The following is a 26180-nucleotide window of genomic DNA, read 5'->3' as shown; positions in this document are numbered from 1 at the left end:
CTGGCGCGACCGCCTGCACCAACGCCTCATGTGCGTCCCTTCATGGTGCAGAGCTCAGCAGCGCAACCGCTCTAACACGACATTTTCCTGCCCAAACCCGACCGGGCACAGCCCTTGCAAAACACCCTTCAGTCGTCCGCATCTGCCAACCAAAAAAACTTCAAACGTTCATGGAGATCGCACAATGAAGCGTCGCAGTTTGATCAAGGCTTTCACACTCACGGCATCCATTGCCGCGATGGGCATGACCTGGACAGTCCAGGCCGCCGAGACCATCAAGGTCGGGATTCTGCATTCGTTGTCCGGCACCATGGCGATCTCCGAAACGTCGCTCAAAGACATGGCGCTGATGACCATCGACGAGATCAACGCCAAGGGCGGCGTCAACGGCAAGATGCTTGAGCCGGTAGTGGTGGATCCGGCATCGAACTGGCCACTGTTCGCTGAGAAAGGCCGGCAGTTGCTGACTCAGGACAAAGTCGCCGTGGTGTTCGGCTGCTGGACGTCGGTGTCGCGTAAATCGGTGTTGCCGGTGTTTGAAGAGCTTAACGGTCTGCTGTTCTACCCGGTGCAATACGAAGGCGAAGAGATGTCGCCGAACGTCTTCTACACCGGCGCCGCGCCAAACCAGCAGGCGATCCCGGCGGTTGAATATCTGATGAGCGAAGAAGGCGGCAGCGCCAAACGCTACTTCCTGCTCGGCACCGACTACGTGTACCCGCGCACCACCAACAAGATCCTGCGCTCGTTCCTGCATTCCAAAGGCGTGGCCGACAAGGACATCGAAGAGGTCTACACGCCGTTCGGTCACAGTGACTATCAGACCATTGTTGCCAACATCAAAAAATTCTCCGCCGGTGGCAAGACTGCCGTGATCTCCACCGTCAACGGCGACTCCAACGTGCCGTTCTATAAAGAGCTGGCCAACCAGGGTCTGAAGGCGACCGACGTACCGGTTGTGGCGTTCTCGGTCGGCGAAGAAGAACTGCGCGGCATCGATACCAAACCGCTGGTGGGCAACCTTGCGGCATGGAACTACTTCGAGTCGGTTGAAAACCCGCAGAACAAGAAGTTCGTCGCTGACTGGAAAGCCTACGCGAAGAAACACAACCTGCCGGGCGCGGATAAAGCCGTGACCAACGACCCGATGGAAGCCACTTATGTCGGCATCCACATGTGGGCGCAGGCGGTTGAGAAAGCCAAGTCCACCGACGTCGACAAAGTGCGTGAAGCGCTGGCCGGGCAGACCTTTGCCGCGCCGTCGGGTTACACGCTGACCATGGACAAGACCAATCACCACCTGCACAAACCGGTGATGATCGGCGAGATTCAGGCCGATGGTCAGTTCAACGTTGTATGGCAGACCGAAGGGCCGATCCGTGCGCAGCCGTGGAGCCCGTTCATTCAGGGCAACGACAAGAAGCCGGATTATGCGGTGAAGAGCAACTGAGTCATCCCGCTCAACCTGATCGTTCCCACGCTCTGCGTGGGAATGCCTCAACGGACGCTCTGCGTCCGCTTCGGGGACGCGGAGCGTCCCGGGCTGCATTCCCACGCGGAGCGTGGGAACGATCACTACGCAAGGCCACGCATATGCGCACTGCCCTCTACCGCTTGCTTCTAGCCCTCACGCTGTTGCTGCCAATGCTGGCCCATGCCGGCGATGCCGAAGACTTCGTCGCGGCCAATCCTGTGCAGCAAGCCAAACTGCTGGAAACCTGGGCCGCGCAGCCCGATCCGGCCCGTATCGAACTGATCAACGCCCTGCAACAAGGCGAACTGACCATCGATGGCCAACCGAAAACCCTGCGCCTGAACAACCGCCTGCGGGGTCTGATCGACACCGCCATGGCCAGCCACCAATTGCTCGCCGCCGACGCCAAAATCCGTCTAAGTGCCGCGCAGCAGTTGCAGAAAAGCGCGAAACCCGCGCAGCTGAAATTCCTCGACCAGCAACTGGCTGGCGAAAAAGATGAAGGCGTCCACGCCGCCCTGAGCCTGGCGCTGGCCAACCTGCAACTGGTCGATACCGATCCGGCCGTGCGTCTTGCCGCAGTACGCCTGCTCGGCGAAACCGGCGATCCACTGGCCCGTACGCGCCTCGAAGGTTTGCTCGAACCCGGCGTCGAAGCCGATGCCAATGTGCGCACCGCCGCCGAAACCAGCCTCGCCCAAGTCAAACGCAAACTGCTGATCGGCGAAGTGCTCGGTCAGGCGTTCAGCGGCATGTCGCTTGGTTCGATTCTGTTGTTGGCGGCACTCGGTCTGGCGATCACCTTCGGCCTGCTCGGTGTGATCAACATGGCCCACGGCGAGATGCTGATGCTCGGCGCCTACTCGACCTACGTGGTGCAGTTGATGTTCCAGCGCTACGCACCACAGGCGATTGAGTTCTACCCGTTGATCGCGCTGCCGGTGGCGTTCTTTGTCACGGCGGCGATCGGCATGGCGCTGGAACGCACGGTGATTCGCCATCTCTACGGCCGCCCCCTGGAAACCCTGCTCGCCACCTGGGGCATCAGCCTGATGCTGATTCAACTGGTGCGCCTGTTGTTCGGCGCGCAAAACGTTGAAGTGGCCAACCCGGCGTGGCTGTCAGGCGGCATTCAAGTGCTGCCGAATCTGGTGCTGCCATACAACCGCATCGTGATCATCGCCTTCGCTTTGTTCGTCGTCGTGCTGACGTGGCTGCTGCTGAACAAAACCCGCCTCGGTCTCAACGTCCGCGCCGTCACCCAGAACCGCAACATGGCCGCCTGCTGCGGCGTGCCGACCGGGCGCGTCGACATGCTCGCCTTCGGCCTCGGCTCGGGCATCGCCGGCCTCGGTGGTGTGGCGCTGAGCCAGATCGGCAACGTCGGCCCGGATCTCGGCCAGAGCTACATCATCGACTCGTTCCTCGTCGTGGTGCTTGGCGGCGTCGGTCAGTTGGCCGGTAGCGTGCTCGCCGCGTTCGGCCTGGGCATCGCCAACAAGATTCTCGAACCGCAGATCGGTGCGGTGCTCGGCAAGATCCTGATCCTCGCGCTGATCATTCTGTTTATCCAGAAACGTCCGCAAGGCCTCTTCGCACTGAAAGGACGGGTGATCGACTGATGAACCAGCCTCTGTTAGTCACGGCCACACAAAAGGCCGGTCCGAAAGTCACGATCGCGGTCGGCGCGGTGATTCTTGCGCTGCTGATCGCCCTGCCGCTGCTGTCGTTGTTGCCAGCGGAAAATGCCCTGTCGGTGTCGGCGTACACGCTGACGCTGGTCGGCAAAATCCTCTGCTACGCCATCGTCGCCCTGGCGCTGGATCTGGTCTGGGGTTACGCCGGTTTGCTGTCGCTGGGCCACGGTCTGTTCTTCGCCCTCGGCGGTTATGCGATGGGCATGTACCTGATGCGTCAGGCCGCTGGCGATGGCTTGCCGGCGTTCATGACCTTCCTGTCGTGGAGCGAATTACCGTGGTACTGGACCGGCACCAGCAGCTTCGCCTGGGCGATGTGTCTGGTGGTGCTGGCGCCGGGTTTGCTGGCGCTGGTGTTCGGTTTCTTCGCTTTCCGCTCGCGGATCAAAGGCGTGTATTTCTCGATCATGACCCAGGCCCTGACCTTCGCCGGCATGCTCCTGTTTTTCCGCAACGAGACCGGCTTCGGCGGCAACAACGGCTTCACCAATTTCCGCACAATTCTCGGTTTCGGCATCACCGAACCGGGGACGCGCGCGGTGTTGTTTCTGGCCACGGTGTTGCTGCTGGTGGCGAGTCTGTTTATCGGCTGGTGCCTGGCGCAGAGCAAGTTCGGCCGCGTGCTGACAGCGTTGCGTGATGCGGAAAACCGCTTGATGTTCTGCGGCTACGACCCGCGCGGTTTCAAGTTGTTCGTGTGGGTGTTGAGTGCGGTGTTGTGTGGCCTGGCCGGGGCGTTGTATGTGCCGCAAGTCGGCATCATCAACCCGAGCGAAATGTCGCCGACCAACTCGATTGAAGCGGCGGTGTGGGTTGCCCTCGGCGGTCGCGGCACGCTGATCGGCCCGCTGCTCGGCGCCGGTGTGGTCAACGGCATGAAGAGCTGGTTCACCGTGGCCTTCCCCGAATACTGGCTGTTCTTCCTCGGCGCGCTGTTCATCGTCGTGACGCTGTACCTGCCCAAAGGCGTGATCGGCCTGCTGAAGAAACGAGGTGAACAATGAGAGTCACGGCGAGCGCTGAATTCATGTTGGAACCGGCCTTCTTTCCCGTCGAACCGAACAAGGACGCCGGCACCAGCCGCGACTCGATCGGCCTCGGCCAGCGGGTCGGTCCGGGCCTCGACACCCGTCATGGCACGATCCTCACCCTGGAAGACATCAGCGTCAGCTTCGATGGCTTTCGCGCACTGAACAATCTCAATCTGTACATCGGCGTCGGCGAATTGCGCTGCATCATCGGCCCCAACGGCGCGGGAAAAACCACGCTGATGGACGTGATCACCGGCAAGACCCGCCCGAGTCACGGCAAGGCCTGGTTCGGCGAAACGCTGGACCTGACGCAAATGAGCGAAGTGCAAATCGCCCAGGCCGGTATAGGCCGCAAGTTTCAGAAGCCAACGGTGTTCGAAGCGCTGAGCGTGTTTGAAAACCTTGAACTGGCACAGAAAACCGACAAGTCGGTGTGGGCCAGTTTGCGGGCGCGTTTGAGTGGCGAACAGAAGGACCGGATCAGTGAAGTGCTGGAGACGATTCGCCTGACTACCTCGGTCAATCGTCAGGCGGGGTTGTTGTCCCACGGGCAGAAGCAGTTTCTCGAGATCGGCATGTTGTTGATGCAGGACCCGCAATTGCTCCTGCTCGACGAGCCGGTGGCGGGGATGACCGATGCCGAAACCGAGTTCACTGCTGAACTGTTCAAGTCGCTGGCCGGCAAGCATTCATTGATGGTGGTGGAACATGACATGGGCTTTGTCGGCTCGATTGCCGACCATGTCACCGTATTGCATCAGGGCAGTGTTTTGGCAGAAGGCTCGCTTGAGCAGGTGCAGGAAAACGAGCGCGTGATCGAGGTTTACCTCGGCCGCTAAGGACTCAGATCGTTCCCACGCTCCGCGTGGGAATGCCGCCATGGACGCTCTGCGTCCGCCGTTATGTGACGCGGAGCGTCACGGGATGCGTTCCCACGCAGAGCGTGGGAACGATCACCGGGGAGAATTTGAACATGCTGCAAGTCGACAAGCTGCACCAGTATTACGGCGGTAGCCACATCCTGCGCGGCTTAAGCTTCGACGTTAAGGTTGGTGAAGTCACCTGCCTGCTCGGCCGTAACGGCGTCGGTAAAACCACCCTGCTCAAATGCCTGATGGGCCTGCTGCCGGCCAAAGAAGGCGTGGTGAATTGGGAAGGCAAACCGATCACCACGTTCAAGCCACACCAACGTGTACATGCCGGGATCGCTTACGTGCCACAGGGCCGCGAGATCTTCGGACGCCTGACGGTGGAAGAGAATCTGTTGATGGGTCTGTCGCGGTTTCCCGGCAGTGAAGCCAAAGAAGTCCCAAGTTTCATCTACGAATTGTTCCCGGTGCTGCTACAAATGAAGCAGCGTCGCGGCGGTGACCTCTCCGGCGGTCAGCAACAGCAGTTGGCGATCGGCCGCGCACTGGCCAGCCGTCCGCGCTTGCTGATCCTCGACGAACCCACCGAAGGCATTCAACCTTCGGTGATCAAGGAGATCGGCGCAGTGATCAAGAAGCTCGCGGCGCGCGGTGATATGGCGATTCTGCTGGTCGAGCAGTTCTACGATTTCGCCGCGGAACTGGCCGATCAGTATCTGGTGATGTCCCGGGGCGAAATCGTCCAGCAGGGTCGCGGTGAAAATATGGAGGCCGAGGGTGTACGCGGGCTGGTAACGATCTAGTACAACGAATTAATCTGTAGCTTCCTAACGATAATTACACACCATGAATTCGACTGTTGCACCTGCCCTGTTTACCCCGAGCTGGCACGCCGAGCTGGAACTCGCCTACGCCCGTTTCGGCGACTGCACGCGCCCGGTCATGCGCCGACACCTCGGCCCGCTGCGGGTGCAAAAACACCTGTACGCCGAAGGCCCCGAGGTCTGCCAGCACATCATCGTCCACCCGCCGGGCGGGATTGCCGGCGGTGATCGGCTGGACATCAGCGCGCGCGTCGAAGCCGACGCCTGGGCGCAGATCACCAGCCCCGGCGCGGCGAAGTGGTATCGCGCCGGTGGGCCGGCTTATCAGCAGCTCGACTTGAAAGTGGCTGCCGGGGCGACGCTGGAATGGCTGCCGCAGGAGACCATCGTCTACAGCGCCGCGCAGGCCGAGCTGACCACTTCGATTGATCTTGAGGGTGATGCGCGGCTGTTCTACTGGGATGTGGTGGCGCTGGGTCGCCCGGCCAGTGGCGAGCGTTTTGACCGTGGGCATTTTCAGGCGCATCTGGATATTCGCCGCGATGGTCGATTGCTCTGGCATGAGCGCCAGCGCATTGTCGGGGATGACGGTTTACTTGATTCGCCGATCGGACTGGATGGCAATCCGGTGTTTGCGACGTTGTTGGTAACCGGTGAGATTGATGCTGAGTTGCTGGAGCGTTGTCGTTCGCTGGGTCATGACGTGCGCGGAGATTTGAGCCAGCTGCCAGGGCTGCTGGTGGCCCGTTGTCTGGCCAGTGAAGCGTTGCTCGCCCGTGCCTGGCTCATCGATTTATGGCGCTTGCTGCGACCGGTGCTTCTGGATCGCGAGGCGGTGTCACCGAGAATATGGAACACCTGAAAAGCGCCCCTCACCCCCCGCCCTCTCCCGGAGGGAGAGGGAGCCCGACCGAGTCGTTTGAAATGAATTTAACTGCCTGAACGAATACCGCTGACTGAACCGGCCATTGAAAACAACCGAGATCAGTCCCCTCTCCCTCGGGAGAGGGCTAGGGTGAGGGGCCGCTCCAACTGGCACCCCGCGCCTGCAAGAACCTCACAAATCTGCCCTGACGGAACCCCACAATGGACCTGACCCCACGCGAAAAAGACAAGCTGCTGATCTTCACCGCCGGCCTCGTCGCCGAGCGGCGTTTGGCGCGCGGTGTGAAACTCAATTACCCGGAAGCCATGGCTTACATCTCCGCCGCGCTGCTCGAAGGCGCGCGTGACGGTCAGACCGTGGCCGAGCTGATGCACTTCGGCACCACCCTGCTCAGCCGCGAACAAGTCATGGAAGGCATCCCGGAGATGATCCCGGAAATCCAGGTCGAAGCGACGTTCCCCGACGGCACCAAACTGGTCACCGTCCACCAACCGATCGTCTGAGGCCGCGCCATGACTTACTCCGTTCGCGATGCCGTCCACGCCGATCTGCCGGCGATCCGCGACATCTACAACGACGCCGTACTCAACACCACGGCGATCTGGAATGAACAAGCCGTCGACCTCGGCAACCGTCAGGCGTGGTTCAGCGCCCGTCAGGCCCAGGCTTATCCGATTCTGGTGATCGTCGACGGTGACAACAGCGTGCTCGGCTACGCTTCGTTCGGTGACTGGCGGCCGTTCGACGGCTTCCGCCACACCGTCGAGCACTCGGTCTACGTGCGCAGCGATCAACGCGGCAACGGCCTCGGTCCCCAGCTGATGAGCGTGCTGATCGAACGGGCGAAGACCTGCGACAAGCACGTGATGGTCGCCGCCATTGAAAGCGGCAACGCCGCCTCGATTCGTCTGCACGAGCGCGCCGGTTTCAGCATTACCGGGCAGATGCCGCAAGTCGGTACCAAGTTCGGTCGCTGGCTCGACCTGACATTTATGCAACTGACCCTCAACCCCGGCGCGGAGCCGCCAGACGCCAACAAGGAGTGACACCGATGAACGCCGCCCAACTGCGCCGCGTCAATGCTGAAAGTTTTGCGCATTACCGTCAGGGTCTGATCGATCTGCTGCTGGATGCCGTGGGTTACGGCGCCAGCGTCGGCTTTATGGCCGACCTTGATGCCGCGCAGGCGCGCGCCTATTTCGATGAGGTGCAGGACAACGTCAACAAGGGCAGCGTGCTGCTCTGGGTGGTGGTCAAGGACGAGCAGGTGCTGGCCAGTGTGCAACTGGGCCTGTGCCAGAAGTCCAACGGCCTCAATCGCGCCGAGGTGCAGAAACTGCTGGTGCGCGAACACGCACGGCGGCGCGGCCTCGGCCAGCAATTGATGAGTGCGCTGGAACTCGAAGCGCCCAAGCACAAGCGCGGCATGCTCTACCTCGACACCGAGGCCGGCTCCCCCGCCGAAGATTTCTACAAGGCGCTGGGTTACACACGCGCGGGCCAGATTCCTGATTACGCCTGCGACCCGCAGGGTACATACCGCCCGACCGCCCTCTATTACAAGATTCTGCAAGGAGCCCAGTGATGATTCCTGGCGAGTACCAGATCCAGCCCGGCGACATCGAACTCAACGTCGGCCGTCGCACCCTCAGCCTGAAAGTCGCCAACAGCGGCGACCGGCCGATTCAGGTCGGCTCGCACTATCACTTTTTCGAAACCAACGACGCGTTGACCTTTGATCGCGCAGCGAGCCGTGGCATGCGCCTGAATATTCCGGCGGGGACGGCGGTGCGCTTCGAACCGGGGCAGAGTCGTGAGGTTGAGCTTGTGGATTATGCCGGGCATCGGCGGGTGTTCGGGTTTGCCGGACGGATCATGGGCGACCTCGACTGACTGATCGTTCCCACGCTCTGCGTGGGAATGCATCCCGTGACGCTCCGCGTCACATAACGGCGGACGCAGAGCGTCCATGGCGGCATTCCCACGCAGAGCGTGGGAACGATCAACTTTTCCTGAAGGACGCTGCATGAAAATCTCCAGACAAGCCTACGCCGACATGTTCGGCCCCACCGTCGGCGACAAGGTGCGCCTGGCCGACACCGAGCTGTGGATCGAAGTCGAACAAGACTTCACCACCTACGGCGAAGAAGTGAAGTTCGGTGGCGGCAAAGTCATCCGCGACGGCCAGGGCCAGAGCCAACTGCTGGCGGCCGAAGTCGTCGACACGTTGATCACCAACGCGCTGATCATCGACCACTGGGGCATCGTCAAAGCCGACGTCGGTCTCAAGGACGGGCGCATCGCCGCGATCGGCAAGGCGGGTAACCCGGACGTGCAGCCCAACGTGACCATCGCCATCGGCGCCGGCACCGAAGTGATCGCCGGCGAGGGCATGATCCTCACCGCCGGCGGCATCGACACGCACATCCATTTCATCTGCCCGCAGCAGATCGAAGAAGCGCTGATGAGCGGCGTCACCACCATGATCGGCGGCGGCACGGGACCTGCCACCGGCACCAACGCCACCACTTGCACCTCCGGCCCGTGGCACCTGGCGCGGATGCTCCAGGCCGCCGACGCCTTCCCGATGAACATCGGCCTCACCGGCAAGGGCAACGCCAGCCTGCCGGAGCCGCTGATCGAACAGGTCAGGGCCGGCGCCATCGGCCTCAAGTTGCACGAGGACTGGGGTACCACCCCGGCGAGTATCGACAACTGCCTGAGCGTCGCCGACCAGTTCGACGTGCAGGTGGCGATCCACACCGACACGCTCAACGAATCCGGTTTCGTCGAAACCACCCTCGGCGCGTTCAAGGGCCGCACCATTCACACCTATCACACCGAAGGTGCCGGCGGTGGTCACGCGCCGGACATCATCAAGGCTTGCGGCTTCCCCAACGTATTGCCGAGTTCGACCAACCCGACCCGGCCGTTCACCCGCAATACCATCGACGAACACCTCGACATGCTGATGGTCTGCCACCACCTCGACCCAAGCATTGCCGAAGACGTCGCGTTCGCCGAAAGCCGTATCCGCCGCGAAACGATTGCCGCCGAAGACATTCTTCACGACCTCGGCGCGTTCTCGATGATCAGCTCCGATAGCCAGGCCATGGGCCGCGTCGGCGAAGTCATCACGCGCACCTGGCAGACCGCCGACAAGATGAAAAAACAGCGCGGCCCGCTGCCGCAGGACGGCGCAGGCAACGACAACTTCCGCGCCAAACGTTACATCGCCAAATACACGATCAATCCGGCGATCACCCATGGCATCAGCCATGAAGTCGGCTCGATCGAAGTCGGCAAATGGGCGGATCTGGTGCTGTGGCGCCCGGCTTTCTTTGGCGTGAAACCGACGCTGATTCTCAAGGGCGGCGCGATTGCCGCGAGCCTGATGGGCGACGCCAACGCCTCGATCCCAACGCCGCAACCGGTACATTACCGGCCGATGTTCGCCAGTTACGGCGGCTCGCTGCACGCCACCAGTCTGACCTTTATCAGTCAGGCCGCGCAGGAGGCAGGTTTACCGGAAGCGTTGGGGTTGAAGAAGAAAATTGCCGTGGTCAAAGGTTGCCGTGACGTGCAGAAAACCGACCTGATCCACAACGACTATCTGCCGGACATCGATGTTGATCCACAGACGTACCAGGTCAAGGCGGACGGTGTGCTGCTCTGGTGTGAGCCGGCTGATGTGTTGCCGATGGCGCAACGGTATTTTCTGTTCTAACGGCGACTTTTACCAATACGGGCAATGCTGCCCGTATTGCACCGAACAGCTTCTCGTCATGAGAAAAGCAGACCGATGTCTTCGTCACTGTAGTTATAGTTCCAGCGCAGTTCGGTGCCGGCAGGAATGTCTTCAAGCGCAAATGCGCTATTCAGCAAGTAAGTCTTGCGGGTGACACCGTCACTGTTCGGCAGATCAGCCTCGACCTTAAACCCTATCAGGTTGATGTTGTAGCCGTCCGGCGCTTGCCGCAGGGGTTTGCCGGTATCGTCATAAATAAAGTGGGTATTGATCCTGGAAATGATGTTGTCTCCCACGACGGCGATCGGGCCAGGGCCGAGTTGACCTGACCTGAGGACCACATCCATGCCAATGGTCATCGAAAACACTTGCTCGGCGGGGAGCAGGAACCTCCCTGATCTAATGGTCCCACCATAGACGCCGACGACCTCACCTTTGGCGATCCGTCTGTTCGCCACCACCATCGACTGACCGATCAGCGCTCGTTCACCCGGCACCTGCACGTCTGCTTCGGTAAATTGGCGCAGTTGCAGCTTTTCCTCATAGAGTCTGGCAACCGTTTCATAACCTTCAAACTTTATATACGGCTTGATTTGCTCTGAGGTGTAGGTTTCTCCCGAGTCAAAAGTAACTTTGCTCTGCAATGTGCGGATACGCACAGGCCTGCCGAGACTGTCCCTGAGCGGGTACTTGCCGTTGTTGGCGCGATTGTAGGAGCCTCGTTGATTACTCAACGATGTATAGCGTACCTCTTGCCTCATGAAGCTGAGTTCCTGCGCGGTATACGGCTGGATCGGCATCGATTCGGAGGCCATTTCAAACACGTCATCCACGGTTTGCGACCGGTCCGGCAAGAACTCCAGAGCCATCTCGAATTCGTCGTCGGACAGCGGTGTTTCCACAGAACGCTTGCGGTGGTTGGAGCGCAGGATCGGCGACCCGGATTCCTCCAGCGGATGCCAGAGATGCACGTCGGGATCCCAAACGAGCACGGGGCCTTTGGGATTCAGTTGACTGGCCAGCTTGGCCCGTAATTGTCCCGTTAGAGGATCCTCCCCCACCTGTACCACGCCGTCAGGTACTTTGGCATACCGACGGCCCTTCAATGTCCACAGCCCCGGCGCCTCGGCCGGCCGCAGAAGCCGGAGCGGGGCGTTGCTCAGATAATCCGCCCACGGCCGTTGATCCGCCTTGGTCAACGTGCTTGAGGAAGATGGGATTTGTCGCACTGCAACCGAGGGTGTGGACGATGTGGCATCCGCGTCAAGAGTCAGCGCGGATCCGCCCGGCGCAAAAGATGATCGCGAAGGCGTGGCGGTGGCAGGGCCGAAATCGGTACGTGGTGGCGCTTGCCCAGGCGACGTATGCCCATCGGGCGTGGGTGTCGCGCGTGTGTGCACATCACTGCTGACGGCACCCTTGGAAGGCGGCTTTAGCGGCATGGTTTTCATCCTTGAACGTTAAGGGCGACATTGCCCTTTTGCTTATCCGAAACCTGAATCTGTGACTTTTTTGCATGGTGCCCTGAAGGGAGAGTTCCATTTCTCCACCACAGGCCCGACCAGACTATGCAGTTGGCAAAAGAAATTAAAAACCGGAATATTGTTAATAGCCGCGTACCGGGCTAACTGAGTAGCGAATTTCACAAGCAGAAAAATCAGTAGCAACGAACTCGCCATCCAGTCTGCAAGACACACCCCTGAACGGTAGTTTTTACCGTCGGGCAAAGAGACTAGTATCGCGAGACTCTCCAGAAAGGAACCGGCCATGCGTCTATCCGAATTCATCAGGCAGCACGTGGACTGTATCGTCGATGACTGGGAGGAATTTGCAGCCACCATTACCCCCGCTGCCGATTATCTGGACGCCACTGCACTACGTGACCACGCCAAAGCTATTTTGCTGGCCGCCGCACGAGACATGAGCAAACCACAGACAGCGCAGGAGCAAGCGGCCAAAGCCAAGGGTGAAGGTCCGGAAATGACCCCGAGTCTGGACCAGGCCGGCGCCAGTCATGGCGAGCTGCGCCACACTGTCGGTTTCGACCTGGTACAGATGACCTCGGAATTTCGTCACTTGCGTGCCTGTGTGATTCGGCGTTGGGTCGACAGCCTTGAATCACCGGACATGGCCTGCGTTCAGGACATGATCCGCTTCAATGAAGCCATTGATGAAGCGCTCGCCGAGTCGACGGCGGCCTACGCTGAACAGGTCAACCGTTCACGGGATATATTCCTGGCGATACTCGGCCATGACCTGCGCGCACCGTTGCAGGCGGTGGGCATGTCCAACGACCTGTTGCTGCGCAAATCCACGCTCGAGGGCGAAGCGCTGATATGCGCTCACAACATCAAACGCAGCGTCCGGCACATGGCGGCAATGATCAGTGATTTGCTGGAGCTGGTGCGCAGTCGTCTCGGTAAAAGCCTGCCGATCGAGCCGGCCCCGATGGATCTGGCCGAGGCGGCGCAGGCGGCGATTGCCGAAGCCTGCGCCGGCAACCCGCATTGCTCGCCGGTGCTGCACGTTCACGGCGATACGCGAGGTGTGTGGGACGCGGGGCGTATCGATCAATTGCTGCAGAACCTGATCGGCAATGCGTTGCAGCATGGCTCGAACACACAGCAGGTAACGTTGACGTTGCAGGAGGAAGCGGACGCGGTGTGCCTGTCGGTGCATAACTTCGGCACACCGATTCCGGAAGAGACGCTGGGGACTATTTTCGACCCGTTGGTGCGCAGCGCCGATGAAGAACCGGGGCAGCCTTCGACCAGCCTGGGGTTGGGATTGTTTATCGTCAGGGAAGTGGTCAACGCTCATGGCGGGACGATTGAAGTCAGCTCGAATGAGGCTGACGGGACACGGTTCAGCGTGGTGTTGCCCAAGAGGGTGTAGCCAGCGATACCGCGTTATCGTTCTTCGCGAACAACCTCGCTCCCCCATTGGAATGCGTATTCCTGTGGGAGCGAGCCTGCTCGCGAAGAGGCCCGATCAACCAACCGGAAAACATCAGGCTATCTACTCAACTACCAACCGCCCCAACCGTTGCCGCAACATGCGGTTCTCGGCACGAAGCTCGCGGACTTCTTCCAGCAGATCCAGCGCCAGGGCGACACCTTCCCATTCCAGCTCCAGATCGCGCCGCAACTTGGCGGCGCGTTTGGCCAAGGCCAATTCGTAATCGGTGAAGCGCCACTCCCGGGGCTGCGCGCCCTGAGGTTCGAGGATGCCGTGCTCGACGATTTCGATCACGTAGACGTCCGACAAATCGGCCGCCTCACAGAATTCTGCCAGGTCCAGTTGAACGATCAGGGGGCTGCTCATGATGGGCTACTCCGTCGTCGGGTTCAGAAGTTCTCTCGCGGATTGAACGCGGCTTTCTTTGCCAGTTCCTGCCACAGCGCCTTGACCTCGTCGTCGGAGGTTTTCGGCATCACGGCTTTGAGTTGCACGAACAGATAACCGCGCTCGCCGGCCTTGTTTTTCAGGCCATGACCTTTGGCGCGCATGCGCTGACCATTCTGGCTGCCGGCCGGGACCTTGAGGTTGATCTTGCCGGTCAGGGTCGGCACCGCCACTTCGGCACCCAGCGCCAGTTCCCACGGCGCCAGTGGCAGGGTGATGATCAGGTTTTCGCCTTCGACATCGAATTTCGGGTGCGGCGCAAAACGAATGGTCAGGTACAGATCACCATTCGCCCCGCCACCGACGCCCGGTGCACCCTGGCCTTTGAGGCGGATGCGCTCGCCGTCGGTCACGCCCGCCGGGATCTTCACGTTCAGGCTTTTGCTGGTGTTGCTGACGTGCTGGCCGTTGGCGTTGTATTGCGGCACCTGGAAGGTGACTTTCTTTGACTCGTTCGCCAGCGTCTCTTCGAGGAAGATCGGCAGTTCCATTTCCACGTCTTGTCCTCGGCGCCCTGCACTGCGTTGCTGCCGACCTTCACCGCCACCGAAACCGGGGCCGCGATTGCCGAAGATCGAACTGAAGAAGTCCGAGAAGTCGCCGGTGTCGCCACCGCCACCGCCAAAACCGCCACGGCTCTGCCAGCCCGGTGGTCCCTGGAACGGCTGACCATGTTGACCATAACGGCGCAGCTCGTCGTACTCGGCGCGTTTGTCGGCGCTTTTCAGCGCTTCATAGGCTTCCGAGGCGTCTTTGAACTTGGCCTCGGCGTCCTTTTCCTTGCTGACATCGGGGTGGTATTTGCGCGCCAGCTTGCGATAGGCAGCCTTGATTGCCTTGTCGTCTGCTGTCGGCTCCACGCCGAGTATCTTGTAATAGTCTTTGAAGTCCATTGAAGGAATCACCATCCGTTATCGATTTCGCGCCGATGCCAGCATGCGCCGATTCGCGCGTGCCGGGTTGACCGATCTCAAGTTTGTGACCGGGTGGCGCAGCAGAAGTTTATCGGCAGTGGACGGCGGTTCTTGCGACCGCCGGTGGTTCTGCCGGCCCATGCCAGCAAGTTTGGGGCAAAGCTTGAGGTTTCAAGGCAGTTTAGTCGTGAAATAGCAGATGACCGGCCTTCGAATCTGGCGCGCACTGACATACACTGCGCGGCCGTTTTTTTGACCGGAACCGAAAGACATGAAAGACGCCTCTCCAGCCCGTGCCTGCGGCATCGACTTCGGCACGTCCAACTCCACCGTCGGCTGGCTGCGCCCCGGCATGGAAACGATGATCGCGCTGGAAGACGACAAGATCACCCTGCCGTCGGTGGTCTTCTTCAACATCGAGGAACGCCGCCCGGTGTACGGTCGTCTGGCGCTGCACGAGTACCTGGAAGGCTATGAAGGCCGGCTGATGCGCTCGTTGAAGAGCCTGCTCGGTTCCAAGCTGATCAAACACGACACCAGCGTCCTCGGCACCGCAATGCCGTTCAAGGACTTGCTCGGCCTGTTCATCGGCCAGTTGAAGAGCCGCGCGGAAACCGCCGCTGGTCGGGAATTCGAACAAGTGGTGCTCGGTCGCCCGGTGTTCTTCGTCGATGACGATCCGCTGGCGGACCAGGAAGCCGAAGACACCTTGGTCGACGTGGCCAAGAAGATCGGCTTCAAGGAAGTCTCCTTCCAGTACGAACCGATTGCCGCCGCTTTCGACTACGAGTCGACCATCGAGAAAGAAGAGCTGGTGCTGATCGTCGACATCGGCGGTGGTACCTCCGACTTCTCGCTGGTGCGCCTGTCGCCGGAGCGTCGCGGTTTCGATAACCGTCACGACGACATCCTCGCCACCGGCGGCGTGCACATCGGCGGGACCGACTTCGACAAGCAGTTGAGCCTGCAAGGCCTGATGCCGCTGTTTGGCTACGGCAGCCGGATGAAAAGCGGCGCCTACATGCCGACCAGCCACCACATGAACCTGGCGACCTGGCACACCATCAACTCGGTGTACTCGCAGAAATCCAGCCTGGCCCTGGGCAGCATGCGCTACGACATCGAAGACACTGGCGGCATCGATCGCCTGTTCAAGTTGATCGAACAGCGCGCTGGCCACTGGTTGGCGATGGAAGTCGAAGAGACCAAAATCCAGCTGACTCATACCGACAGCCGCCATGTGCCGCTGGACCGGATCGAAGCCGGGCTGAGCGTGGAACTGACTCGCGCGCTGTTTGAATCGGCGATTGATGCGCTGCTGGAGCGGGTGCGCGGCAGTGTTACGCAGCTGTTGAACGATGCCGGTGTGGCGGTGGATCAGGTCGACACGGTGTTCTTCACCGGCGGTTCGAGCGGGATTCCGGCGCTGCGCAATAGCGTGTCGGCGATGCTGCCGAATGCGCGGCATGTCGAAGGGAATATCTTTGGCAGCATTGGTAGCGGATTGGCGATTGAAGCGATGAAACGCTATGGCGTTTAACGGCAGCTGCAAGCTTTAAGCGGCAAGCGGCAAGTAAGAGCAAAAGCAAGAGCCACTGCGCTCTCGCTTCTGCTTTTACTTGTAGCTTGAAGCTTGCAACTCGAAGCTGCTGTTAAACCATTCCTCCCAGCTTCAACTCACTCTTCAGGTACGCATAATAAATCGGCCCCGCCACCACCCCCGGCAGGCCGAACGCGGCCTCGAACACCAGCATCGCCAGCAGCAACTCCCACGACTTGGCACTGATCTGCCCGCCAACGATGCGCGCGTTGAGAAAGTACTCGAGCTTGTGGATAAAGATCAGATAACCCAGCGCAGCAATCGCCACCCAGATCGACAGCGACAGGCCGACGATGGTGATCAGCGTGTTCGACATCAGATTGCCGATCACCGGCAACAGGCCGAGCAGGAAGGTCAGCACGATCAGGGTTTTGGTCAGCGGCAGCTTGATGCCGAACATCGGCAGGATCACTGCGAGGAAAATCCCGGTGAAGAAGGTGTTGAGCAGGGAAATCTTGATCTGCGCGAAAACGATGTTACGAAACGCCTGCACCAACAGGTGCAAACGGTCGAACAGCGCCGCGGCCAACGGTTTGCGTTTGGTCACGTCGGGGATGCGCTGCAAGGCGATGATCGCGCCGAGGACCATGCCGATCAGCAATGTCACGAACATGTGCGCCGCGTCTTTGCCGACCAGTTGCAGGTCGGACAAGTGCTTGCTCATCCACTCGCCGATCGCCACGCGAAACTCCGCAGCACTGGCCGGCAGGTAGGCGTCGATGAACGGCGGTAACTGCCCGCGTGCGCGATCGACCACGCCCATGAACTTGTCGAGTGACGCGCCGGGGTTTTCTGCTTCGTGCAGGAGAAAACTGATCGCGCCGGCGAAGATCAGCGCCAGAACGCTGACGACCAACGTCCCCAGCAACGCCACCGCCAGCCACCGCGCGCGTCGGCCTTCGATCAGCCGTTGCAGTTGCGGAGTGAGCATGTTGACCAGCTCATAGACCAACAAACCGGCCAACAGACTGGGCAGCAAGCGCAGCGGCAGCACCAGCAGCAAACCGCCGAAAATGATGATGCAACTGACCCAGAACACTACATGACGCTCAGAAAACGTTGGCATACAGCCTCAAAACGAACGGCGTAAAAGGATTGGCAGTCTGCCAGCGTTCCCGGGGGAGCACTAGGTATATGCGGTGTTTCGGGTTTTGCTGCACGGCTTGAGATCCAGCCCTCACCCTAGCCCTCTCCCGGTGGGAGAGGGGACCGATCAAGGAATGGCGAAGAAATCCGGTGACCTGCCAGTGCTGTATTGAATTCAGAATCGGCCGGATAGTTCAGGTCGATGGATATCTGAAAACACCGCGGTCAGTCCCCTCTCCCTCTGGGAGAGGGTTAGGGTGAGGGCAAATCTCAAGCGAACGCCTAAACCAGTCACCCCACAGAACCAGGTTATTTTTTCTTCAGGCAATCACTCATGAAGGTCTTGCGCGCATCGCCGGTCAGGGCTTTGGTGGCGGCATCGGCGTTGCAGGTCTTCATTTTCTGCTGCTGCGGGGTCAGGGCCTTGGCATCGTTGGCCGCTGGCGTTGCCTTGAGGCAGGTGCTCATAAAGGTTTTGCGCTCATCGCCTTTCAGACTCTTGGCGGTCGCATCGGCATTGCAGGTGGTCATTTTGTTCTGTTGCGCCGTGGCGGCGAAACCCTGGGAACACAGGAGCAAACCAATCATCAACAACGGCACACGCAACATCTTCATGGAGTTTTCTCCTTGGCGCCGCACCGATGGGGGCGGCCTCTGCTGGAGTGTAGCCAAATCCTGTTACACCTTCCTGCCTTCCAGATGGCTACGGCGATACTGCTCCGGCGTGCACCCCGCCTGCCGCGCGAACATGGCGATAAATGCCGAGCCGCTGCTGTAACCGAGATCGAAAGCGATTTCCTGCACGCTGCGCGAAGTTTCCAGCGCCTCGATCGCGGCGAGATAACGCAGACGCTGGCGCCACTCGCCAAAACTCATTCCCAGCTCCCGAACGAATTGCCGCGCCAGCGTGCGTTCGCTGACATGCACTTGCATCGCCCAATGCGCCAGCGGCTGATTGTTGCCCGGCTCGGCCTGCAAGGTTTCGAGGATTGCCAGCAATCCCGGACTACTGGCGTAGGGCAGATAACACTCATGCACTGGGGCCTGTTGCAGTTGATCGACCAACACCTGCGCCAGTCGCTGATCGGCATCGAGTTCGGGAATCTTCACGTCACGGGCGGCGAAGTCCTTGAGAATCGCCTTGAGAATGTCGCTGATCGCCAGAGTACAGGCGCGCTTCGGCAGTTCGGCGCAGACCTTGGGGTCGAGGCACACCGCGCGATAGTTGACCGGTTGATGGCTGTAGAAACTGTGCTCGACCTGCGGCGGCACCCACACCGCGTATTGCGGCGGCGACATGAAGCGGCTGCCGTCGACGTCCATGTGCAGCACGCCGTGCGCCGCGTATTCCAGCGTGCCCCACGGATGGCGGTGCGGCGCGGCGTATTCATGGGCGTTGAAATCGGCGTAGCGGAAGTACACCGCCGACGGCAGTTCGCTGAAATCCAGCAGATCGATGTGTTTACTGTTCATGCTGTCCGGTTTCAGAGGCAGGTTGTCCGGTTCGCAGTATAGGCTTGCATCCAGACAAGGGATAATTGCCCTTCATCAACGTACTGGTTTCGACTCATGCAATACGCGTTTCCGCTGCTGGCGATTTTTATCTGGGCCGGCAATACCGTGATCAACAAACTGGCGGTCGGGGCAATTTTTCCCGCCGAGATCGGTTTCTACCGCTGGCTGCTCGCCGGTTTGCTGTTCACCCCGTTCATGCTCAAAGCGGTGATCGCGCACTGGCCGCAGATCCGCCCGAACCTGGGCAAGATTTTCATCCTCGGCGTACTCGGCATGGCGGTGTATCAAAGCCTCGCCTACTTCGCCGCAACCCTGACCACCGCGACCAACATGGGCATCATCCTGTCGCTGATGCCGTTGATGTCGCTGGCCATGGCGATCATCAGCCTCGGGCAGCGCCTGACCGCCGGCGCGCTGGTCGGTGCCGTGTTGTCGTTTGCCGGTGTGCTGGTGGTGGTGTCGTCCGGCAGCCTCGGCGCGTTGCTGCAGCACGGCGTGAACATGGGCGATGCGATGATGTTGATCGCGACCCTGGCCTATGCGATCTACAGCACTTTGCTGAAAAAATGGCAGCTGCGCCTGCCGCCGCTGGTGTTGCTGTACTTGCAGGTGCTGGTGGCGATTGTCGTGTTGTTTCCGCTGTACGCCGCTTCGCCAAAGACCGGGCTGACACTGCAGAACATTCCGCTGGTGTTGTATGCGTGTCTGTTGGCGTCGATGCTCGCGCCGCTGGCGTGGATGCAGGCTGTGCAGCGTCTCGGTCCGAGCCGCACGACGTTGTTCTTTAACTTGCTGCCGTTGATTACCGCGCTGATTGCGGCGGTGGTGTTGAAGGAGCAGTTGGCGATGTATCACTTGGTCGGGGGATTGTTGACCTTGGGTGGGGTGATTCTTTCCGAGCGCTGGACCACCGTGTTGGGCCGCCGGATCAGCGTTGCCTGATGGAAAAGATCGCAGCCTGCGGCAGCTCCTACATGAGTTCGGGGCGTTCACAAAATTTGTGTTCGACACCGAACCTGTAGGAGCTGCCGAAGGCTGCGATCTTTTGATCCTAAAGGCCTGCAGCCTTCAGCCGCGCCGCATGCTCGACAAACAGCCGCACCGGATCCGCACCTTTGCCGACCAGCCCCAGCGACTGATTGACAATGTCGAAGTGATCCAACGGATAGTCATCGCCAATCACCGTGCCCAGATGCGAGCTGTAGCGCCCGACCATCCCGTCGCACTGCCCCGGCTCACGCACGAAGGTTTTCGCAAACAAGCGACAGCTGCGATTGGTCCCATCGAACAGATTGCCGCCACGATCGGTCTTGCCCGGCTGCAACGTTCCCGACCATGAGTAATAGCGCACGCCGTTGACCTCCTCCGGCCCGTGACCGCCCCAGGTTTCAGGCAACCCCTGTGGATAACGCTGATTGAACAGCGCCACGCCCTCAGTGGTCAGCGATTGGTGCGAGGCGTGAATATCCACCGGCAGTTTCGGCCCGTGGTAACCGGTCTCCAACAGCGCCATCAGCCAGCCGACAAAACGCAGCAACGCTTCCAGCAGGCGGCCCTTGGCGCTGTCCGCCGGGTAGTGTTTCTGCAGATAGTCAGCCAGCTCCGAGCCATGATTCGGCCCGGCCACCGATGTCACCGAAGCCACCAGATCCGGCCGTTTCGCCGCCGCATAGCGCGCCGTCAGCGAGCCCTGACTGTGGCCGAACAGGTTGACCTTTTGCGCCCCGGTCTCGCGCAAGATCTCATCAATCTGCGCCAGCAATTGCTCGCCGCGCACCTCTGTAGAGTTGAGCGGCGACACTTGCACCGCGATCACTGTCGCACCACTGCGGCGCAACGCCTTGATGATGCCGTACCAGTACGGATAGAGGACCAGCCGGATAAACCCGAGCATGCCGGGCACCAGCACCAGTGGATAACGCGTCGACATGGGCAAACATCCTTGTGGTCGGTGAGTGGATGCAAGGTGTGCAAAACGCCCGCCAAGCATCCTCCCTGATGATGACAACTCAACGACCAGCCTACTTCAGGCCCACCACCCCTGCCACAATCAGCCCTACCGAAAGCAGTTTGACCAGCGTCAGGCTCTCGCCGAGCAGGGCAAAACCGAGGAACACCGTACCCAGTGAGCCAATCGCCGTCCAGATCGGGTAGGCGATGCTCACCGGCAGTTCACGCATCGCCAGGGTCAGGAAATAAATCCCGCCGACCGCCGCAATCACCGTGATCAGCGAGGGCCAGAGCCGAGTGAAACCTTCGGCGTACTTCATGCCCATGGCGAAGGTCACTTCAAACCCGGCGGCGATCAGCAGGAACAGCCAGGCCACCTAAAACACCCGGGCGAGGTCGAGCAAACGCTGCTCGGCCTCGGCCACCGACACCGCAAAGGTGCGTTCGGCGGACTCTTCGCCCTCGGCCGCGACCACCGTGACGTCGTTGATACCGACGAAACCCAGCGCCGTGCGCAGCCATGGATCGGCGTGGTTCAAGGCTTCCAGTTCACCACCCGGGCCGAAACCGAAACCGCCGCGACTGGTGACGATCAACGCCTTCTTGCCCTGCAACAGCGGAGTGTATTGGGCGACACCATTGTCCAGCGTGTGATCGAAAGTCAGGCCCAGGCGCACGATCTGATCGACCCAGGCCTTGAGGCCGCTGGGCACGCTGAAGTTGTACATCGGCGTGGAAATCAGCAGCAGGTCGTGATCGAACAACTCGCCGACCAGTTGATCGCTCAGGGCCAGATCGGCCTGCATCGACAGTGGGCGTGCTTCAGGCTGTGGATAAAACGCTGCAGCGACAAAGGCTTCGTTTACCGCCGGAATCAGCGCCCGCCCGACCTCGCGGCGAGTCAGCTGCGCCTGCGGATGACGCACCTGCCAGGCACTGAGAAAATGTTCCGCCAGGCGCCGCGAGTGGGAACGGTCGCCACGCGGGCTGGCATGGATCGCAAGAATTTTGCTCATCTGAAACTCCTTGAGGCTAGACTTTAATGGCTGTGTCGCTGCAGATTGCAGGCGTCACGCTCAGGCCTCAAATGAGCAAAAATCAGTCGGGATGAATTCATTTCATCCTTGGAGTTTTAAATGTTCGCCTCGCTACCGCTGACCGCCCTGCGCGCCTTTGAATCGGCATCACGATTGCTGAGCTTCAAGGCTGCCGCCGAAGAGCTGTCGGTCACGCCTACGGCAATATCGCACCAGATCCGTTCGCTGGAAGACTGGCTCGGCGTCGCGTTGTTCGAGCGCCTGCCACGCCAAGTGCGCCTGACCGAAGGCGGCGAGCGCCTGTTTCGCAGCCTGCACGGTGCCTTACTGGAGGTGGCGCAAAGCGTCGACACCCTGCGCCCGCAGCGCAACGCCAGCACGCTGACGCTATCGACCACCGCCGCCTTCGCGGCGCTGTGGCTGGTGCCGCGCCTCGGGCGTTTTTATGCCCAGCATCCAAACATCAACGTGCGCCTCGACACCCACTGCGAAGTCATCGATCTGCATCAGGACGCCAGTGTCGATCTGGTTTTGCGTTATAGCCTCGACGATTACCCGAACCTCTATGGCCTGTGCCTGTTCGATGAGTCGTTCGGCGTGTACGGCTCGCCCGAGCAAGTGGCACTGGCCGCGCGGCGCACGCCAACGTTGATCAGCGTGCGCTGGCACAACTCGAAACTGTATGCCCATGGCTGGGAGGCGTGGTGCGCCAAGGCCGACGAAAACTGGTTGAACCAGCAACCGGCAGTCCGCGAATACGATGAGGAGCACTACGCCCTGCAAGCAGCAATCGCCGGACAAGGGCTGGTGCTGGCGAGCAATATTCTGGTGTCGGAGAGCGTCACCAGCGGTTTGTTGCTGCCGTACAAGGGTGAGGTTCAAGTCGATGGCGCCGGCTACAGCGCGTTGTGCGTGCCGGGGCGCGAGCGGCATCCGCCGGTGCGGGCGTTTTTTGCCTGGTTGCGGGGGGAGGCAGTTTTGTCCGGGCTGGCGCCAAGATCGCAGCCTTCGGCAGCTCCTGCAGGGGTTGCGTAAACCGATAAAACTTTTTGCAACGCTCATGACTCACAGCTTAGGTAGCGACCGCGTCCGCAGAACGTGGCGCCCATCGGATTAGCCTCCAGGAGATCGAAATGAGCGACGACCTGCATCTGTCAGATGTTCAAACCTTGCGCGACCGTGCGCGCCAACACGTCGAGAACGGCGCCGTCACCGAGGGCTACAGCGCCGACCGTGAAGAGGTGCTGCGCTTGCTCAATGAATCGCTGGCCACTGAACTGGTCTGCGTATTGCGTTACAAGCGCCACTACTTCATGGCCAATGGTGTTAAAGCCCATGTGGCCGCCGAAGAGTTTCTCGAGCACGCCACTCAGGAAGCCCAGCACGCCGACCGCCTGGCCGAGCGCATTGTGCAATTGGGCGGAGAGCCCGAGTTCAACCCCGACATGCTGTCGAAGATGTCCCACGCGCAATACGTGGCCGGGGAAACCCTGAAAGAAATGGTTTACGAGGACTTGGTGGCCGAGCGGATCGCCATCGACAGCTATCGCGAGATCATCCAGTACATCGGCGAGAAAGACCCGACTACGCGGCGTATCTTCGAAGATATCCTGGCGCAGGAAGAAGAGCATGCCGATGACATGGCTGACATCCTGAACGATCTGTAACCCCTATCGCGAGCAGGCTCACTCCTACATTTGGAATGCGTTCCCATGTAGGAGTGAGCCTGCTCGCGATGGCGTCTTTATTAACGCTGAAGATTACTTGGTAGGTTTGACCGTGACCGGCGCCTTGCCCGCCTTCATCTGCTCCAGCAACGGCGCACACTGATTCGGCTCACCGCCACTCGGTGCCACCAGCGCCAACAGCCCCGCCGCCGGCGCAGCGATCACACCTAGAGCAACCATTCCCGCCCCGCGCAGCAGCAACGGCACGGCCTTCACGCCCGCATCCGGCTTGATGAACTTGCCCCGCACATACAGCGGCGAACGCAGGGAAATCAAACGCCAGCCCTTTGATTCCGGCGTCACGGTCAGGTCAAGCTGCTCGGTGGCCATGTTCGCCGTGCCGTCGATATAAATGATCGCGTTCTCGGTATCGAAGACAAACAGCTGCGTAGTCGCCAGACCGCTCTTGATGTCGAAGTCCGCCGCCGCGCAGTTGATCTTCACTTCCTTGTCGCCAAAGATCTTGCCGACCACATAGTTACCGACGTTGAGCCCGGCCAGTTCCATCAGCTCACGGCTGATCGCGCCATCGTTGATCAGCATCTTCAATTTGCCGTTGGCACCGCCCAGCAGCTTGGCCACCGAGTTGCCGCGCCCGCTGATGTCGGCGTCGCCGTTGAGCTCACCGAAGCTGGTTTTCATCGGCTCAAAGGTCGGGAACAACTCTTTGAGTTTGAACCGGCGGGCGGTCAGTTTGGCCCGGCCTTCCAGCGGTTCGGTGCGGCCGTTGAGGCGAATCTGTGCATCGAGATTGCCGCCCGCCACGCCGAAACGCAGTGGCTCGAGGCTAAGTTCGCCGTCGTTGAGTTTCAGATGGGTATAGAGGTCGTTGAACGGCAGCTTCTCGCTGTGGACGATGCGCTTGCCGGTGAACTCGACGTCGGCATCCATCGCGCGCCAGCGATCAGTCTTGAACTCTTCTACCGGCAGCACCTTGTCCGCCGGTTGTTTGCTCTCGCCACCGCGGGCCTTTTGCTTGTCATTGGAATCGGCGCCGATCAGCGGTGCGAGGTCAGCGAACAGCAGTTGATTGGAGAGCAGCGCGCCGCTGAGTTTAGGCCGAGGCTGGCTGGCGACGTAGGTCAGGTCGCCATGGATATCACTGCCGCCGATCTTGCCGTTGAACTGTTCATAGGTGAATTTCGCCCCGGCCTCATCATGCAACTTGGCGATCAAATGGCCGTCGGTGGCATACGGCGGCGTGTCCGGCAGGGTCACGCCGGTCAGTGGATAAAGATTGCCGAGGCTGGCACCGGCCAGTTTCAGGCGCAGATCGAGCGCGCCGAGGTTGAGCGGATCAGTCAGCGTGCCGGCGAGTTCGATGCTGGTGTCGCCGATCTTCGCCTGCGCCTGCAACGGAAAGGGCTTGCTCGCGTCCTGCAAGGCGAGCAGACCGCCGATCTTGCCCTGCCCGCTGAGTTTCTCGCCGTGGTATTGACCTTTGACCTTCAAGGCAAACGCATAATCCTGCGGTGAGCCGCCCTTGTCCTGCACGGTTTTCGCCGCTTTGGCACCGACGATGTCGCTGTAGGGGATGGGTTTGCCCAGCGGATCAATCAGCACATCGAGATTGGTTTTGAGCGTCTGATCGTCAAGGGTGACGTGGCCCTTGTCGAAACCGATGGCGCCGATGTCGACCACCCAATTCGACGGCTCGGCGTTCGGATCTTTCGGGTCGAAGTTGAACGTCCAGTTGGCGCGGCCATCGGCCAGGCGCTGCAACTCGGCATTGGGTTCAGTCAGGTCGATGCGTGGAATCACCACCCGTTGCGCCAACAGCGCCAATGGCGAGATACGCAGCTCAACGCGCTTGAGCGTGACCATTTGCGGTTTTTTCGACCAGTCCGGGTTGCCCAGGCTCAAATCCTCAGCGACCACATGCGGCCACGGCACCCACGCACGCCAGCCACCCTCGTCCGGCTCGCGCTGCCAGATCACCGCGAGGTTGCCATTGATGGCAAACGGTCGGTGCAGTTCTTCCGAGACTTTGGCGTTGAGCGGCGGTTTGATCCGGTTCCAGTCAAAGAACACGATGATCAATACCAGCACAGCCAGTAGCAGCACGAGGATGGCGAAGGTCCAGCTGAAGATTTTTCCAGTGCGCGTCATGCACAAAGCTCCTGATCACGACCGCACGCAAAGACTGCGGCGCACGGCTGAAACGGCGGGCCAAAGCGGCCCTCATGAAATCTACGACTGGCAAACCAGCCGCAGGTTTAATCGAAAGGCCAATTACCGCGCAAAAAGCCGCGCGAAATCTGACCGATCAGTCGAACGGTGTTACCACGACCCGCACTTTTGCGAGGCGCGAGTGAGTCGAAAATACCCACCCCGGTGCAAAACCGTCGCCCGCAAAGGCCCGATCTAGAGCCTCCCGGCAGAACAATCAATTCTGTTGATTATTACCATTGCGTTTA

Annotated in this window: 26 protein-coding genes; 16 read left to right on the top strand and 10 right to left on the bottom strand. The window is 60.4% G+C overall.

Annotation, left to right across the window (positions count from 1 at the left end):
• Positions 1 to 184: 184 nt before the first annotated feature.
• From urtA to ureC, 11 genes are all read left to right on the top strand, one after another.
• Positions 185 to 1450, top strand: a complete 1266-nt coding sequence (gene urtA, locus CKW17_RS23170) for an urea ABC transporter substrate-binding protein (RefSeq protein WP_007914554.1) — start codon at positions 185 to 187, stop codon at positions 1448 to 1450.
• 143 nt (positions 1451 to 1593) lie between these two features.
• The gene (urtB, locus tag CKW17_RS23165) at positions 1594 to 3096 is read left to right on the top strand and encodes an urea ABC transporter permease subunit UrtB (RefSeq protein WP_095121909.1); all 1503 of its coding nucleotides are present in this window, start codon (positions 1594 to 1596) and stop codon (positions 3094 to 3096) included.
• The gene (urtC, locus tag CKW17_RS23160; protein WP_095121907.1) at positions 3096 to 4175 is read left to right on the top strand and encodes an urea ABC transporter permease subunit UrtC; all 1080 of its coding nucleotides are present in this window, start codon (positions 3096 to 3098) and stop codon (positions 4173 to 4175) included. The genes urtB and urtC overlap by 1 nt, the downstream gene beginning before the upstream one ends.
• On the top strand, positions 4172 to 5041 hold the full coding sequence (gene urtD / locus CKW17_RS23155; RefSeq protein ID WP_007918913.1) for an urea ABC transporter ATP-binding protein UrtD: 870 nt from the start codon (positions 4172 to 4174) through the stop codon (positions 5039 to 5041). Before urtC ends, urtD begins: the two co-directional genes overlap by 4 nt.
• A 134-nt stretch (positions 5042 to 5175) precedes the next feature.
• Complete coding sequence (gene urtE / locus CKW17_RS23150) at positions 5176 to 5874, top strand: urea ABC transporter ATP-binding subunit UrtE (protein WP_007918914.1); 699 nt, start codon at positions 5176 to 5178, stop codon at positions 5872 to 5874.
• A 43-nt stretch (positions 5875 to 5917) separates the two neighbouring features.
• Positions 5918 to 6757 carry an urease accessory protein UreD gene (locus CKW17_RS23145; RefSeq protein ID WP_095121905.1) on the top strand — a complete coding sequence of 280 codons (840 nt, stop codon included), beginning with the start codon at positions 5918 to 5920 and terminating at the stop codon, positions 6755 to 6757.
• 224 nt (positions 6758 to 6981) lie between these two features.
• Entirely contained in the window at positions 6982 to 7284 is a 303-nt protein-coding gene (gene ureA / locus CKW17_RS23140; protein ID WP_007915951.1) for an urease subunit gamma, read from the top strand.
• 9 nt (positions 7285 to 7293) lie between these two features.
• Positions 7294 to 7827 (top strand): GNAT family N-acetyltransferase, encoded by a 534-nt coding sequence (locus CKW17_RS23135; protein ID WP_095121903.1) that lies wholly within the window; start codon positions 7294 to 7296, stop codon positions 7825 to 7827.
• Between the two features lie 5 nt (positions 7828 to 7832).
• Positions 7833 to 8366 carry a GNAT family N-acetyltransferase gene (locus CKW17_RS23130; protein WP_095121901.1) on the top strand — a complete coding sequence of 178 codons (534 nt, stop codon included), beginning with the start codon at positions 7833 to 7835 and terminating at the stop codon, positions 8364 to 8366.
• Positions 8366 to 8674, top strand: coding sequence for an urease subunit beta (locus tag CKW17_RS23125; protein WP_095121899.1), 309 nt, complete (start codon positions 8366 to 8368; stop codon positions 8672 to 8674). Before CKW17_RS23130 ends, CKW17_RS23125 begins: the two co-directional genes overlap by 1 nt.
• Before the next feature lie 133 nt (positions 8675 to 8807).
• Positions 8808 to 10508, top strand: a complete 1701-nt coding sequence (gene ureC, locus CKW17_RS23120; protein ID WP_095121897.1) for an urease subunit alpha — start codon at positions 8808 to 8810, stop codon at positions 10506 to 10508.
• 56 nt (positions 10509 to 10564) lie between these two features.
• On the opposite strand, the gene CKW17_RS23115 is transcribed toward ureC, so the two are convergent.
• Positions 10565 to 11971 carry a hypothetical protein gene (locus CKW17_RS23115; RefSeq protein WP_095121895.1) on the bottom strand — a complete coding sequence of 469 codons (1407 nt, stop codon included), beginning with the start codon at positions 11969 to 11971 and terminating at the stop codon, positions 10565 to 10567.
• A gap of 325 nt (positions 11972 to 12296) precedes the next feature.
• Here CKW17_RS23115 and CKW17_RS23105 point away from each other — a divergent pair, with 325 nt between their 5' ends.
• Positions 12297 to 13424 carry a sensor histidine kinase KdpD gene (locus tag CKW17_RS23105; protein ID WP_095121891.1) on the top strand — a complete coding sequence of 376 codons (1128 nt, stop codon included), beginning with the start codon at positions 12297 to 12299 and terminating at the stop codon, positions 13422 to 13424.
• A gap of 123 nt (positions 13425 to 13547) precedes the next feature.
• On the opposite strand, the gene CKW17_RS23100 is transcribed toward CKW17_RS23105, so the two are convergent.
• Entirely contained in the window at positions 13548 to 13853 is a 306-nt protein-coding gene (locus CKW17_RS23100; RefSeq protein ID WP_016984795.1) for a chaperone modulator CbpM, read from the bottom strand.
• 23 nt (positions 13854 to 13876) lie between these two features.
• Positions 13877 to 14827 (bottom strand): DnaJ C-terminal domain-containing protein, encoded by a 951-nt coding sequence (locus tag CKW17_RS23095; RefSeq protein ID WP_095121889.1) that lies wholly within the window; start codon positions 14825 to 14827, stop codon positions 13877 to 13879.
• A 292-nt stretch (positions 14828 to 15119) separates the two neighbouring features.
• Between CKW17_RS23095 and CKW17_RS23090 the strand changes: the two genes are divergently transcribed.
• A complete protein-coding gene (locus tag CKW17_RS23090) occupies positions 15120 to 16388 on the top strand; it encodes an Hsp70 family protein (protein WP_095121887.1) in 1269 nt (422 codons plus the stop codon).
• Between the two features lie 112 nt (positions 16389 to 16500).
• Here the strand turns inward: CKW17_RS23090 and CKW17_RS23085 are convergent, their stop codons facing one another.
• From CKW17_RS23085 to CKW17_RS23075, 3 genes are all read right to left on the bottom strand, one after another.
• Positions 16501 to 17514, bottom strand: a complete 1014-nt coding sequence (locus tag CKW17_RS23085; protein ID WP_064388695.1) for an AI-2E family transporter — start codon at positions 17512 to 17514, stop codon at positions 16501 to 16503.
• Between the two features lie 329 nt (positions 17515 to 17843).
• Positions 17844 to 18149 carry a PsiF family protein gene (locus CKW17_RS23080; RefSeq protein WP_038360460.1) on the bottom strand — a complete coding sequence of 102 codons (306 nt, stop codon included), beginning with the start codon at positions 18147 to 18149 and terminating at the stop codon, positions 17844 to 17846.
• 63 nt (positions 18150 to 18212) lie between these two features.
• The gene (locus tag CKW17_RS23075; protein ID WP_095121885.1) at positions 18213 to 19007 is read right to left on the bottom strand and encodes a helix-turn-helix transcriptional regulator; all 795 of its coding nucleotides are present in this window, start codon (positions 19005 to 19007) and stop codon (positions 18213 to 18215) included.
• Between the two features lie 96 nt (positions 19008 to 19103).
• Here CKW17_RS23075 and CKW17_RS23070 point away from each other — a divergent pair, with 96 nt between their 5' ends.
• Positions 19104 to 19991 (top strand): DMT family transporter, encoded by an 888-nt coding sequence (locus tag CKW17_RS23070; protein WP_095121883.1) that lies wholly within the window; start codon positions 19104 to 19106, stop codon positions 19989 to 19991.
• Positions 19992 to 20100: 109 nt separating this feature from the next.
• Here CKW17_RS23070 and CKW17_RS23065 read toward each other — a convergent pair whose 3' ends face one another.
• The 3 genes from CKW17_RS23065 to CKW17_RS23055 all read right to left on the bottom strand — a co-directional run bounded on the left by CKW17_RS23065 (position 20101) and on the right by CKW17_RS23055 (position 22015).
• Positions 20101 to 20979 carry a triacylglycerol lipase gene (locus CKW17_RS23065; RefSeq protein WP_095121881.1) on the bottom strand — a complete coding sequence of 293 codons (879 nt, stop codon included), beginning with the start codon at positions 20977 to 20979 and terminating at the stop codon, positions 20101 to 20103.
• Between the two features lie 91 nt (positions 20980 to 21070).
• Complete coding sequence (locus CKW17_RS23060) at positions 21071 to 21376, bottom strand: multidrug efflux SMR transporter (protein WP_016985399.1); 306 nt, start codon at positions 21374 to 21376, stop codon at positions 21071 to 21073.
• A complete protein-coding gene (locus CKW17_RS23055; RefSeq protein WP_095121879.1) occupies positions 21377 to 22015 on the bottom strand; it encodes an FMN-dependent NADH-azoreductase in 639 nt (212 codons plus the stop codon). It lies immediately after the preceding gene.
• 120 nt (positions 22016 to 22135) lie between these two features.
• On the opposite strand from CKW17_RS23055, the gene CKW17_RS23050 reads away from it, so the two are divergent.
• Both CKW17_RS23050 and CKW17_RS23045 read left to right on the top strand, forming a co-directional pair.
• Entirely contained in the window at positions 22136 to 23071 is a 936-nt protein-coding gene (locus CKW17_RS23050) for a LysR substrate-binding domain-containing protein (RefSeq protein WP_095121877.1), read from the top strand.
• A 98-nt stretch (positions 23072 to 23169) separates the two neighbouring features.
• Positions 23170 to 23703: a bacterioferritin gene (locus CKW17_RS23045; RefSeq protein WP_016985396.1), complete on the top strand. Its 534-nt coding sequence runs from the start codon at positions 23170 to 23172 to the stop codon at positions 23701 to 23703.
• A gap of 93 nt (positions 23704 to 23796) precedes the next feature.
• On the opposite strand, the gene CKW17_RS23040 is transcribed toward CKW17_RS23045, so the two are convergent.
• On the bottom strand, positions 23797 to 25872 hold the full coding sequence (locus tag CKW17_RS23040; protein ID WP_095121875.1) for an AsmA family protein: 2076 nt from the start codon (positions 25870 to 25872) through the stop codon (positions 23797 to 23799).
• Between the last annotated feature and the right edge of the window lie 308 nt (positions 25873 to 26180).

Origin of the sequence: Pseudomonas sp. Irchel s3f10 (assembly GCF_900187515.1) — a bacterium.
Lineage (GTDB): Bacteria > Pseudomonadota > Gammaproteobacteria > Pseudomonadales > Pseudomonadaceae > Aquipseudomonas > Aquipseudomonas tensinigenes.
This window is presented reverse-complemented; position numbering and strand designations above follow the sequence as displayed.